The sequence below is a fragment of the Skermania sp. ID1734 genome (genome assembly GCF_007489285.1).
Classification (GTDB): domain Bacteria; phylum Actinomycetota; class Actinomycetes; order Mycobacteriales; family Mycobacteriaceae; genus ID1734.
Genome location: NZ_VLIY01000009.1, coordinates 81077 through 93980 on the forward strand (window position 1 = coordinate 81077; position 12904 = coordinate 93980).

Consider the following 12904-nt stretch of genomic DNA (forward strand, 5'->3'; position numbering starts at 1 on the left):
ACTGTCAGCGAATCGATCCGCTGGTCGAAGTATCTCAGCAAACCTTCGCTCAGGCAGGCAATATGGTGAGGCAAAGATCAAATACCGGCGGAGGTCTCATGGACGCGTCAGCGGGGCTGAAAGCCGTTGGCGTGGCTGCGTTGTCGGCGTACGTCGGTTACGCATTGCCCTCGGTCACCGCGCTCGCGGCCGTCCGTCGGTTCACCCCGCACCTGGCCGGACGCGGACGCGCAGACCATGTCGCCCTCACCTTCGACGACGGCCCACACCCGGTCGGCACGCCGGCAATCCTTGACATACTCCATCAATTCAGAGTCACCGGAACGTTTTTCGTGCTTGGCGAGCAGGTCGCACAGCATCCCGACGTAGCCCGTCGCATCGTGGCCGATGGCCATGAGATCGGCCTGCACGGCTGGCATCACCACAACAGCTTGACCATGACCCCAATGGCGCTGCGGCGCAGCGTGCGCGCCGGCCTCGCCGAGATCGCCGCGGTGACCGGCATGGAGCCGCGCTTCTATCGGCCGCCCTACGGGATCGCTTCGGCTGCCTCGTTCATCGAGGCCCACCGCGCCGGGCTGGTCCCGGTCTTGTGGGATGCCTGGGGCAAGGACTGGCGCGCAGACGCGACACCGCAGAGCGTTGTGGACACCGTGTGTCGCAATGCATGCGGCGGGAGCACCATCCTGTTGCACGACAGCGACTGCGCGTCGGCCTTGGATTCCTGGCGGACAACGGCCGCCGCGTTGCCGACGCTGCTAACTGAACTCCGGTCGCAAGGCCTCACAGTGGGACCCCTACGCGACCACGGCCTCCGCTAGCGCCGCACGCTCGCGAGAACCTCATCGAGCCCCGCGGTGAATGCCTGCGTCGGATCGTACGCTTCGATCTTTGTGCCCCGCTCGAGTACGGCGAGCGCGGATGCGGTCAACGACGCGGCGTCGGTCGACGCGACCGCGGCACCGCCGAGTTCGAGTTCCTGTTGCAGGTTCTCGCGGCCATGACCGGGCACGACATCCAACAAGAGCATCGGTCGCCCGACGGCCCGAGCTTCCGAGCAGGTCACTCCACTCGTCGTGATCACCAAGTCAGCGGCGCTCATCAGCGCGGGGACTTCGGTGGTGAACCCGAACGGTCGAATCCGCGGCCGCGACCGGGCGACGGCGCGCAATCGATCCGCCAGCGCGGAGTTGCTGCCCGCTACTGCCAGAACATGGACCCCGGCATCGGCCAAAGCGGCAGCCGCCTCGGAAATCGGCCCCAGTCCCCACCCCCCGGACATCAGCAATGCGCAGGGCTCACCGGCAGGCACATCGAACGCCCGGCGGGCGACGGACTGGCTGGGCGCGGTGAGGAAACCGCGCCGAACCGGGCGCGGCACCACCACGACATGAGCACGCGGCTGGTAGCGCCGGACGGCCTCGGCGGCGGCCTTACAGATCACCAGGTAAGCGCCGATGCCGTCGTGCACCCACAACCGGTGTGGTGTGACGTCGGTGCAGAACGCGACCACCGGCGGCGCGGCGCCGGCGCGGGCGAGTTCCGCGGTCGCGGCGGCACCCGTCGCGAAGACCGCGAGCACGACGTCCGGCCGATCCGCTTCCAGCACCTTGGCCAACCGGGGAACCATGTAGTGACGCGCCGCCCGATCGGCGAAGCGCGCCGGCCAAGTACCCGGACGCAGGCACGAGAAGTGGAAGGCGTCGTAGACGCCGGGGATATCCAGCAGCCGTCGAAACGCGGCCTCGCCGGCGGACGCACCCGCCGAGCCCAACAAGGCCATCGAGTCCAGGGTGTGCACCCGACAGCCGCGCGGAGCAAGCAAGTCTGCAACCGTAGCGGCCACGACCTTGTGACCAGCGCCGATATCACCGGACAGGATCAGCGCGCTGTGCAGCTCGGCAGAACTGGACGGGTCGGCGACTCCGGTGCGGGCCTCCCGCACCGCCGGATCTGCAGAGATCCGGCCAAAACCGTTGTCGGGCATACGCTCTCGAATCATCTCGGGCGGGCCGTGGCGGACCGCATTCGGCGGCACACATTTTCAGTGTAGTAGCGAACTAACGGCACTCCGGGTGCTCGCCCGTGACAATCGGGGACCGGCCGACGACAACGATCCCCACGACAATCGCCACCAGGCCGAGCACCTCCCCTGTGATGGCAAGCGGGGTCGTCCGAATGCCCTCCCCGTACAGCGCCAGGGCCAGCGCAATGCCGACGACGGGCTCGGTGGCCGTGATCGGGGGCAGTGACGACGACAGGGACGCCTCGTTGAAGGCGCTTTGGGCCAGCAGCAGGCCGAGGATTGCAAGCGCAACCAATGCGTAGGGCATCCAGTTCGTCACGGCGTGCAGCAATCCGCGGTCCACCAGGTTGTCCAGTCCCTGCGTCAGGGTGTCCTGCATCCCGAAGAGCAAGCCCGCGCCGGTGGCGAGGAGCCCGGCAGCCATCTCGGTGTTGGCGCGTCGCTGCAGGATGAGCAGCACCGCCAGGACGGCCGCGAGCGCCGCAAACGCCAAACTCCAGGCCAAGACGCCCGGCGATCGCGTCGATCCGCCCTCCGGCTGACTCGCCGCGACAAATACGCCGAGTCCGACAATCAAAATTGCTGCGCCAACGAGGTCTGCCGGGGGTACTCGTATTCGGTGATAGAGCGCCGTCAACGGCAAGGCGAAGAGCAGGTTCGCCGCCAGCAAGGGTTCCACGAGGGCGAGGGCACCCTGGTCGAGCGCGACCGCGCTGAGCACCTGGCCGACGACCATGCTCGCAATGCCGAGCAACCACCGCGGACGGCGCGCCAAATCGAGCAACAGGCCGGGATGCAACCGCAGCGCCGCAGGTTCCTCCTCGGCCGCATGCTGCTGCAACACGAATCCGACAGCAAGAAACGCCGCGGCAGCGAGGCCGAGCAGGTACACCACTCAGCCCAATCTAGTTGTGCATCCGCGATAGTTGTGGTGACGATCGCGGTATTCACACCGATCCGAGGAGAACTGTGGTCTACGTATTTGCGTTGCTAGCTGCGTGCGCGAATGCATTGAGCTCGGTTGCACAACGTGCCGCGAACAAAGACCTGCCGTCGTCGCACAACCTGCGACCGCGGCTCATTCTGGATTTGCTCCATGATCCGCGGTGGTTCTTCGGTATCTGCGGGATCATTGCCGGATTTTTGCTACAGGCCGCCGCGTTGAGTGCGGGACCGCTGGCCATTGTCGAGCCAATCCTCATCGTCGAGTTGCCGCTGACGCTCTTCCTCGGCGGTCTGGCGTTCGGCCAGCCGATGCACCGACGTGAATGGATCGCCACCGGGGCGATGACCCTCGGCTTGGCCGGCATGCTCTACTTCCTGGCGCCGAGCGGTGGGACGAGCAACCACGTGTCGTGGGACCTGTGGCTGCCGGCGGTCGGTGCCACGCTCGCTGTGATCGCAGTCCTGGTGGCGTTGGCCCAGCACCGACGGGTGGGGCAGTTGCCGTCGGCGGCGTTGCTCGGGATCGCGACCGGCACCGCATTCGGCCTCACCGCGGCGTTCATCAAGGCCATGACCGACGTACTCGATCAGCGCGGCTTCGCCGCGGTCTTTACCACCTGGCAGACCTATGCGATGGTCGTGTCCGGCTGCGGAGCGATGTTCCTGTTGCAATCGGCGCTCAACGCAGGTCCGCTGGTCGCGGCCCAGCCCGGCTTTACCATCGCGGACCCGATCGTCTCGGTGTTGTGGGGAGTCGTCGTCTTCGACGAAGACGTCCGGCAGGGTCCACTACTTGTCGTCGCGGTCGCCTCCGCCGCGCTGCTCGGCTGGGGAATTCTGCGGTTGTCACGGTCTCCGCAACTCAGCGAGTCAGAAACTGCCAACTCGCCCACGCGCTCTCAACGATCTCAGCCAAATCCCGGCTAGCCACGACGCCGAGTTCCGTTCGGATTCGATCCACCGCCGCTACCGCCCGCGCGGTGTCACCGGCCCGGCGCTGCACAATCTGCGGGGTCACTTCCAGCCCGGTCACCTTGCCGACCATGCGCATCACCTCGAGCACGCTGTAGCCCGCGCCGCGGCCCACGTTGTAGACCGCATTGTCCGCACCGCGGGTCAGGGCGCGGGCTGCGGCGAGATGCGCGTCGGCTACGTCGGCGACATGCACGTAGTCGCGGACGCCGGTGCCGTCGACAGTCGGATAGTCCTGCCCGAAGACCTTCGGTTGCTCGCCGCGGCACAACGCATCGAACACCAGCGGGATCAGGTTGGAGGCGTTGCGGTCGCCCAGCGCCGCGGTCGCCGATCCGGCGACGTTGAAATAGCGCAGACTCATCGCGCGCAACCCCCAGGCCACGCAGCAGTCGTGAATCAGCCACTCACACAACAACTTTGTTTCGCCATACGGCGAGAGTGGCCGACACGGCGCATCTTCACCGATCAGATCCGCGTCCGAGGGCCCGTACACGGCCGCGCTGCTGGAGAAGACGAACTGCTGCACGCCGGCGTCGCGGCAGCATTCCAGCAGGACGATCAGGCCGTCCAGGTTCTCCTGGTAGTACAGCAGCGGATGGGTGACCGATTCGCCGACCTGCTTTTTCCCGGCGAGATGCATGACGCCGTCGACGTGGTGACTGCGGAGCGTCTCGCGGACCAGATCCTTGTCGTCGACGCTTCCGACGGTCAGCGCTGCGCCCTTGACCCGCTCCGCGACGCCGGTGGAGAGATCATCGAGGACCACGACCGGCATCCCGGCATCGGCCATCGCCCGCACGACATGGGCCCCGATGTAGCCGGCGCCGCCGGTCACCAACCAGGTCATGACATCGATATAGCCCTACCGGCGGCAACTCATGCAAGCAAACCGGTGTCGCCGCTACCCGGTTGTTGCGGTGGTGGTCGCGCTCGCCGCCGTCCCAGACGTGAACTGCAGGCCCATCGACTGCACGTTGACACACGCTGCTCCCACGGCACTGCCGGGCGCAAGGTTCGCCACCGTCTGGCCCGTGCTCGCTATGTTGAGCAGCAATCCGCCCGTGGCGGCCATGCCGGCCACCGCGCAGGTCCAGTTTCCGCCAGCGGAGTCGGTGCTCATCGTGACCGATCCAGCCGTCGACCCACCGACCACGGTCGGCGCGGCATTGGCGAAACCGGCCCCCAGACCGATCATCGAAATCGCGGCAACACCGGCAATACCGGCGCGAGCAAACGTACGCATTGTCTTGTTCGTCCTTTCAAAACTGCAGGTCCAAGACAATTTTACGCGCGAAGTAGCAGTCGAAAAAGGCGCTCAGCGCAAAGTAAGCAAACTTGACGAAATGGTGGAGCCGAGGGGAATCGAACCCCTAACCCCTGCCTTGCAAAGGCAGTGCTCTGCCAATTGAGCTACGGCCCCGAGTTGGTCACTCGGCGTTGGTCACCTCATGCCATACGTCGTCGCTGTTGCGCTGCGTAAGCAGCTTCACAAGTCCCGCCACGAGCGCCACGACGGTACCGAGGAACAAAACGGATTTCATGGTGATTACCCTACGTTTCCCTCGGTGGTGGGCCTAGGAGGACTTGAACCTCCGACCTCTTCGTTATCAGCGAAGCGCTCTAACCGCCTGAGCTATAGGCCCTTACGTGTTCCGGCAACCCGGACCGAGGGACGAGATTACCGCACCCGGCCCGGTATGCCAAAACCGCTAATCCCGGTCCGCCAGCGTCACCTCTATGCCGCCAACCAGGTCTGAACACTGGTTGTAGATGAACGAACCGATGGTCGCCAACGCCGTGAAAAGCACCACGTTGATCAGGCCGATCACGGTGGCATATCCGAAGACCTGACCGGCACTGATCAGCCCACCGGACGACGATTCCGAGACGATGTCGGTGAAGGCGTTGTTGAGTCGGTCCCACACGCCCATTCCATCGAGCACCACGTACAGCAGGCCGACGGCCACCATCCAGACGAAGAACAACGCCACCGAGATCACGAACGAGACCTTGAGCGTGGACCACGGATCGATCCGGCGCACCTGAATCGTGGCGCGCAGCGGCTCACCTGCGGCAACCGTCTGCGGCGCCGCAATGGCGGCAGTCCGCGTCGATGTCGGTGAACCCGGCTGCGCCTTGGGCAGCGGATGGCGCACCTCGGACAGGTCCGGCATGTCCTTGGTGAGCTCCGGTCGCGCGATCGATCGGGTCGGACCGTCGATCACGGCCGCCTTGGCCTTCGCGGCCTGCTGGCGAACGGTCTTCTGATCCTGGCCCGCCGACTGCGGCGCCGGACCGGACGCGACCGGCTTGCCGGCGACCGGCGGCTGTCCCGGTCGATGCAGGTTGGACTGCGGTTCGCGCTGGGGGCCGGACTGCTGACCCGGTTGCGGCGGCTTCGGCTGGCCGTTCTGCGCAGCGGGCTGGCCGGCGGTGGGCGGCTCCGTTGTCGCACCCGCGGCCGGGCGCGGGCCAGTCTCGGAGATCCGCGGCAGCCGGTGCGAGTTGGCCGGGGGGTGCTGCGGCCGGGTCGGGGGTGCCGCTGGCGGCGGCGTGCCACCAGGAGTCTTCACATCCGGCTGCGCGGGAGGCTGTTTCGGAGCGCCCTGCGGCCCACGGTCCTGCGACGCCGGACGCGCTGGCTCGAACATCGACGGTCCCTGCGGACGCGGACCTGTCGCCGGTTCCCCGGGCCGCTGCGGTCCCGGGCCGGTTCGAGGCAGCGGCCGCGGCGGGATCGGCCGGGACTGCACCCTGTCAGTGGACGGCTGCGACTGAGCCGACGACTGGTTTACGGGCCGCTCACCGCCAGGTTCTGGGCTGCGCGGTGGCGTCGGCTGGTCCGGAGTCGTCACTTGGTCCCCTTCGCTGCAGGTGAAGCGCCGCCACTACCGTTGACGTCATCGGGCTCGTCGGCGTTGCGCGCGATAGCCAACAGGGTGTCACCCTCACCGAGGTTCATCAAACGCACCCCCTTGGTCTGTCGGCCGGCCTTACGCACCTGACGGGCGGCAGTGCGAATCACTCCGCCGCCCGAGGTGATCGCGTACAGCTCGTCATCGTCGTCCACGATAAGCGCCCCTACTAGGGTGCCACGCCGTCGGTCGTACTGAATGGTCAGCACGCCCTTGCCACCCCGACCTTGTGCGGTGTATTCCTCGATCGCCGTCTGCTTGGCGTAGCCGCCGGAGGTTGCTACCAGCAAATAGGTGCCGTCACGCACGACGTTCAGCGATAGCAGCTCATCTTCTTCGTTGAACCGCATGCCCTGCACACCGGACGTCGCCCGGCCCATCGGCCGCAGCACCTCGTCGTTGGCCGAGAACCGGATCGACTGACCCTTCGCCGATACCAGCAGCAGATCCTCGTCCGACGAGCACAGCACCGCGCCGACCAACTCGTCGTTGTCGCGCAAGTTCACGGCCACGATCCCGCCGCTGCGGTTGGAGTCGAAATCGCTCAGCCTGGACTTCTTGACCAGGCCGTTGCGCGTGGCCAGCACCAGGTACGGCGCGTCGTCGTAGGTCTTGATCTGAATGATCTGCGCGATTCGCTCGTCCGGCTGGAACGCCAGCAGGTTGGCCACGTGCTGGCCGCGGGCGGTGCGGTTGGCCTCGGGCAGTTCGTACGCCTTGGCGCGATAGACCCGGCCCTTGGTGGTGAAGAACAGGATCCAGTCGTGGGTGGAGCTGATGAAGAAGTGCTTGACGATGTCGTCCTGCTTCAGCCCCGCGCCCTGCACACCCTTGCCGCCACGCTTCTGGGACCGGTACAGATCGGTCTTGGTGCGCTTGGCGTAGCCGGTTTCGGTGATGGTGACCACGACGTCCTCGCGGGCTATCAGGTCCTCGTCGCTTACGTCGCCGTCCGCCGCGACGATCCGGGTGCGCCGCTCGTCGCCGTACTTGTCGACAATTTCCTTCAGTTCGTCACGGACGATCGCGCGCTGCCGCTCGGGCTTGGCGAGAATGTCCTTGAGGTCGGCGATCTTCGCCTCGATCTCGGCGAGTTCGTCGATGATCTTCTGCCGCTCCAACGCCGACAGGCGTCGCAGCTGCATGTCGAGGATCGCGGTGGCCTGGATCTCGTCGATGTCGAGCAGTTCCATCAAGCCGGTGCGGGCCGTCTCGGTGTTCGCCGAGCGGCGAATCAACGCGATGACCTCGTCGAGCGCGTCGAGCGCCTTGACCAGACCGCGCAAGATGTGCGCGCGCTCCTCCGCCTTGCGCAGCAGATAGCGGGTCCGGCGCACGATCACGTCGAGCTGGTGGGTGATGTAGAACCGGATCATCTGGTCGAGCCGCAACGTGCGCGGCACTCCGTCGACGATCGAGAGCATGTTCGCGCCGAAGCTGGTCTGCAGCTGGGTGTGCTTGTAGAGGTTGTTCAGCACCACCTTCGCGACCGCATCGCGCTTAACGGTCACCACGATCCGCATGCCTACCCGGTCCGATGATTCGTCGTGAATATCGGAGATCCCGGCGATCTTGCCGTCGCGCACCTGCTCCGCGATCGAGGCGATCAGGTTGTCCGGATTGACCTGGTAGGGAAGCTCTTTGATAACGATCGTGGTGCGCCCCTTGGCGTCCTCCTCGATCTCCACCACACCGCGCATCTTGATCGAGCCACGGCCCGTCGTGTACGCGTCGTGGATGCCCTGACTGCCGACGATCAAGCCGTGCGTGGGGAAGTCCGGCCCCTTGACTCGCTGCATACACGCGGCGAGGGTCTGCTCCTCATCCGCCTCGTGGTTGTCGAGCGACCAGTAGATGGCCTCGGCAACCTCGTTGAGGTTGTGCGGCGGAATGTTGGTCGCCATGCCGACGGCGATGCCGCCGCTGCCATTGATGAGCAGGTTGGGCACCCGGCTCGGCAGCACCGTCGGTTCTTGCGAACGTCCGTCGTAGTTCGGAATGAAATCGACCGTCTCGTGGTCGATTTCGCGCAACATCTCCATCGCCAGCGGGGTGAGCCGGCATTCGGTGTTATGGCTGATGAAGCCATTTGTCACGAAGGCATGGTCAGCCGTATCCACTCGCAGGCTGTAGACCGGTTGTTGTCCGCTGTCCTCGATCGACTCGACGGCCGCGTAATAAAAGCGACCATCGGTTAGTTCGGTGGCAATCGCGCGCGCGTCGGGTTCGGTGATGTGCTGCAGGATTTCGTCCCGGCGATGCATCCAGCGCTCGATGCGATCGATGTTGTGTTTGGCCAACCATTCCCGGTCTGCTCGGGCGGTAGCGCCGTGCCTGCGCAAGAATGCAGCCAGCCCGGGAACGAAGTCCGTGCTCATTGATCGTGAACTCGCAACCGGACTCGCGGCCTCGGATGCCGCGACGATCTTTCTCAACTTCTCTTGCTTGGCCCCGCCAAACCCCACTCGGTCGAGGAAAAGGACCGCGTCCCGACGATTCGTGATCGCGACTTTCACCTCGCCCGTGGCATGCCGGTACCGCTTGGCGATGATGCCGAAGTCCAGCAGCAGCTGCTGCACATCAGCGGCAAGTTGTTCACTACGCGTCGAGTAGGAAATTTGAATCGTGTTGCGCGGCAGTGCCGAGCACGAGCCATCACCCTCGAACAGCGCCTGCAGGAAAATGCGTTTGATGGCTGTCGAGGACCGCCAGATCCGGTCCGGAACGGATTTCTCCGCACTGCGTTGTCCGAGCAAATCCGCGAGCGGTGATTCCCTTAGCGCGCTGAGGTTATGAATGTCGAGTTCATGAATGTATGAGCCAGAGGCGATGGTTCGATGCGAGACGTAGCGGGCGCCGCCGACGACCGTGTCATAAGCAGCGACAACCATATTGAAGAACTCGCGATCGAGGTTGTTGAAGCCGGCGCGTTCCTTCGAAACGAAGCCTTCGCTGACAAACGCACCGAGCAGCAGAGCCGTTGCGGCCTCCGACCAATCCGGAACGCCGAGTTCATCGGCAGGCACGCGCTGCAGCGCTACGTGGTCACCGGGCCGAATCTCGGAAATGAGCTTCCACAGCAAGGTGGGGACACCGGCGACGTCCACGAGGCAGAGCACTGGGTGGTTGCTCGTGCCCGAGATCGAATAGCCCTCTCGGGTGCGGACATTCCACGTCTGGTGAGTTCCTGAGTGGAACAACATCTCTGCTCGGACCGGGTCACCGTGGCGGTCGACAACCTTGAGGTCGATTTCGTTGTCGCTGTTGGGCGCGGCGTTGCGCACAATGTCGGCGATTCGCACGGACTCGCCCAGGGGCAACCGAACCCGGGTGTCTCCGGTGACGCAGTACCGCATCGCGGCAGCCCCGTCGTTACCGCGCGAGCCGAAGTTGCCCTGCCCGTCGACGAGTGGGTACCGAAGCGACCACGGCTGGGCCAGCCGGACCAGCGCGTCGTAGATCGCGACGTCACCGTGCGGGTGATAGTTACCCATCGTTTCGGCAACGGGGCGAGCCGCTTTCACATAGCCGCGGTCGGGTCGATAGCCGTTGTCGTACATCGCGTAGAGGATTCGGCGGTGCACCGGCTTGAGACCGTCGCGCACCTCCGGCAGCGCCCGGCCGACGATCACGCTCATCGCGTAATCGATGTAGCTGCTTTGCATTTCGTGCTGAATGTCGACCGGTTCGATGCGGTCGCCGGGACCACCGTCCGGCGGCAACGTGGTGTCGGTCATCTAGTGGCTCCTTAAGTCGCTTGTGCGCGTTTCTTCACGTCCCGCGGTGAAAATTCACGCACGGCTAGACGTCGAGGAAGCGAACGTCTTTGGCGTTGCGAGTGATGAAACTGCGGCGGGCTTCCACGTCCTCGCCCATGAGAATGCTGAAGAGTTCGTCCGCGGCCGCGGCGTCATCGAGCGTCACCTGACGCAACACCCGCACGGTGGGATCCATTGTGGTTTCCCACAATTCCTTGGCATTCATCTCGCCCAGACCCTTGTAGCGCTGCACGCCATCGTCCTTGTTGATCTTCTTGCCCGCCGCAAGACCGGCCTCGAGCAGACCGTCGCGTTCGCGGTCGGAATACGCGAACTCAGGCTCGGCGCCCTTCTGCCACTTCAACTTGTACAGCGGCGGCTGTGCCAGGTAGACGTGGCCGTGCTCGATCAACGGACGCATGAACCGGAACAGCAAGGTCAGCAACAGCGTCGAAATGTGTTGGCCGTCAACGTCAGCGTCGGCCATCAGCACGATCTTGTGGTAGCGCAGCTTGGCGATGTCGAACTCGTCGTGGATGCCGGTGCCGAACGCCGTGATGATCGACTGGACCTCGTTGTTCTTGAGTACCCGGTCGATGCGGGCCTTTTCGACGTTGATGATCTTGCCGCGAATCGGCAGGATCGCCTGATACATCGAGTCGCGACCGGACTTGGCCGAACCACCGGCCGAGTCGCCCTCCACGATGTAGATCTCGGACTTGCCCGGATCGTTGGAGCGGCAGTCGGCCAGCTTGCCCGGCAGGCCACCGAGATCGGTGGCGCTCTTGCGCCGCACCAACTCCCGCGCTTTGCGGGCGGCCGTGCGTGCCTGCGCCGACGAAACCGCCTTGTTCACAATGACTTTCGCATCGGCCGGATTAGACTCGAACCAGTGCGCGAGGTGCTCGTTGCACGTTTTCTGCACGAACGACTTGACCTCGGTGTTGCCCAGCTTGGTCTTCGTCTGGCCCTCGAACTGGGGCTCGCCGACCTTCACGCTGATGATCGCGGCGAGACCCTCGCGGATGTCGTCACCGGTGAGTTCGGCGTCCTTCTCCTTGACCAGCTTCTTGTCCTTGGCGTACTTCTTCACCACCGAGGTCAACGCGGCGCGGAAGCCCTCCTCGTGGGTACCACCCTCGTGGGTGTTGATGGTGTTGGCGAAGGTGTGTACGGACTCGGAGTAGCCGTTGTTCCACTGCATCGCGACTTCGAGTTCGTGGCCCGGGCCCTTACCGGTGAAGCCGACGACCGAGTTGTGCAGCGGCTGCTTGGTCCGGTTGATATGCCGAACGAAGTCCTCGAGGCCGCCCGGGTAGTGGTACACGCGCGACTTGACCTTGTGCTTCTTGCCTTCGCCAGCCGCGCCGTCCGCTTCGACGTCGGCGTGCGACTTCGGGGCCTCGGCATGTTCACTGACCACCTCGTCGGTGACCTCCGCGTCCGAGACTCGCTCGTCGGTGAAGGTGATGGTCAGGCCCTTGTTCAAGAACGCCATTTCCTGCAGGCGCCGTGACACAGTCTCGAAGTTGTAGTCGGTGGTTTCGAACACGTCCGGGTCCGCCCAGAATCGCACGGTGGTGCCGGTCTTGCGCGTCGGGGCGCCCTTGATCAGTTCGCCGGGCTTCGCATCGATGTACTGCTGCGTCCAGTGATACCCGGCGTGGTCGATTTCCACCTCGAGCTTCGTGGACAGCGCGTTCACGACCGAAATACCGACGCCGTGCAGGCCACCGGAAACGGCGTAGGCCTCCGAATCGAACTTGCCGCCGGCGTGCAGTTGGGTCATGACGACCTCGACCGTCGGGATGCCCGAGGCGTGCATTCCGGTCGGAATGCCGCGGCCGTCATCGACGACCTGGACGCCGCCGTCGGCCAGCAACGTCACGTCGACTCTGCTCGCGTAACCCGCCATGGCTTCGTCGACGGAGTTGTCGACGACTTCCCACACCAGGTGGTGCAGTCCTCGCTCACCGGTGGAACCGATGTACATGCCGGGCCGCTTGCGTACCGCCTCGAGTCCCTCGAGGATGGTGATGGACGAAGCACCGTAATCCTTGGCGGCGTTCGCCTTGTTCTTCGAGCCCTGCGCAGCCACGAGTCTCCTAGCTCTGTCGTGCCGACTTCCGGCAACCGCAATGCGACGTCCGGGCAGGCGCTTCGAGGCCGCACGCGAGCACCATCTGTTGCGCAGATGAGTGGCCGGAAAGGGTATCGAAGCCGCGCGCCGAATAGATCGCCGCTATTTACGTGACCATCTTACTGGTTCATTCGGGTCACAGTGC

9 protein-coding genes and 2 tRNA genes are annotated in these 12904 nt (G+C 64.9%); 2 read left to right on the forward strand and 9 right to left on the reverse strand.

Annotated features, from left to right (window positions below; all coding sequences use genetic code 11):
* The first annotated feature begins 98 nt into the window (after nt 1-98).
* Nucleotides 99-821 carry a polysaccharide deacetylase family protein gene (locus FOS14_RS12855; RefSeq protein WP_143771143.1) on the forward strand — a complete coding sequence of 241 codons (723 nt, stop codon included), beginning with the start codon at nt 99-101 and terminating at the stop codon, nt 819-821.
* On the opposite strand, the gene FOS14_RS12860 is transcribed toward FOS14_RS12855, so the two are convergent.
* Together FOS14_RS12860 and FOS14_RS12865 are read right to left on the reverse strand one after the other, a co-directional pair.
* Nucleotides 818-2038, reverse strand: a complete 1221-nt coding sequence (locus FOS14_RS12860; RefSeq protein ID WP_143771145.1) for a glycosyltransferase — start codon at nt 2036-2038, stop codon at nt 818-820. The genes FOS14_RS12855 and FOS14_RS12860 overlap by 4 nt on opposite strands.
* A gap of 22 nt (nt 2039-2060) precedes the next feature.
* Entirely contained in the window at nt 2061-2921 is an 861-nt protein-coding gene (locus FOS14_RS12865) for a DMT family transporter (RefSeq protein ID WP_143771147.1), read from the reverse strand.
* Nucleotides 2922-2995: 74 nt separating this feature from the next.
* Here FOS14_RS12865 and FOS14_RS12870 point away from each other — a divergent pair, with 74 nt between their 5' ends.
* A complete protein-coding gene (locus tag FOS14_RS12870; RefSeq protein ID WP_143771149.1) occupies nt 2996-3898 on the forward strand; it encodes a DMT family transporter in 903 nt (300 codons plus the stop codon).
* Here FOS14_RS12870 and galE read toward each other — a convergent pair.
* The 7 genes from galE to gyrB form a co-directional block, all read right to left on the reverse strand.
* Complete coding sequence (galE, locus tag FOS14_RS12875; RefSeq protein ID WP_143771150.1) at nt 3834-4793, reverse strand: UDP-glucose 4-epimerase GalE; 960 nt, start codon at nt 4791-4793, stop codon at nt 3834-3836. The two genes, FOS14_RS12870 and galE, sit on opposite strands and share 65 nt — an antisense overlap.
* 54 nt (nt 4794-4847) lie before the next feature.
* Nucleotides 4848-5189, reverse strand: a complete 342-nt coding sequence (locus tag FOS14_RS12880) for a hypothetical protein (protein ID WP_143771152.1) — start codon at nt 5187-5189, stop codon at nt 4848-4850.
* Nucleotides 5190-5290: 101 nt separating this feature from the next.
* A tRNA-Ala gene (locus FOS14_RS12885) sits at nt 5291-5366 on the reverse strand.
* 146 nt (nt 5367-5512) lie between these two features.
* Nucleotides 5513-5589, reverse strand: a tRNA-Ile gene (locus FOS14_RS12890).
* A 66-nt stretch (nt 5590-5655) separates the two neighbouring features.
* Nucleotides 5656-6597 (reverse strand): DUF3566 domain-containing protein, encoded by a 942-nt coding sequence (locus tag FOS14_RS12895; RefSeq protein ID WP_143771154.1) that lies wholly within the window; start codon nt 6595-6597, stop codon nt 5656-5658.
* 200 nt (nt 6598-6797) lie between these two features.
* A complete protein-coding gene (gene gyrA, locus FOS14_RS12900; RefSeq protein WP_143771156.1) occupies nt 6798-10598 on the reverse strand; it encodes an intein-containing DNA gyrase subunit A in 3801 nt (1266 codons plus the stop codon).
* A 64-nt stretch (nt 10599-10662) separates the two neighbouring features.
* Nucleotides 10663-12717 (reverse strand): DNA topoisomerase (ATP-hydrolyzing) subunit B, encoded by a 2055-nt coding sequence (gene gyrB / locus FOS14_RS12905; protein ID WP_143771158.1) that lies wholly within the window; start codon nt 12715-12717, stop codon nt 10663-10665.
* Nucleotides 12718-12904 lie beyond the last annotated feature (187 nt).

Bases quoted from the DNA above. Each gene is read 5' to 3' on its own strand.
- galE (WP_143771150.1), bottom strand. From the start codon at position 4,793: ATGACCTGGTTGGTGACCGGCGGCGCCGGCTACATCGGGGCCCATGTC.
- gyrA (WP_143771156.1), bottom strand. From the start codon at position 10,598: ATGACCGACACCACGTTGCCGCCGGACGGTGGTCCCGGCGACCGCATC.
- FOS14_RS12855 (WP_143771143.1), top strand. From the start codon at position 99: ATGGACGCGTCAGCGGGGCTGAAAGCCGTTGGCGTGGCTGCGTTGTCG.
- FOS14_RS12880 (WP_143771152.1), bottom strand. From the start codon at position 5,189: ATGCGTACGTTTGCTCGCGCCGGTATTGCCGGTGTTGCCGCGATTTCG.
- FOS14_RS12895 (WP_143771154.1), bottom strand. From the start codon at position 6,597: ATGTTCGAGCCAGCGCGTCCGGCGTCGCAGGACCGTGGGCCGCAGGGC.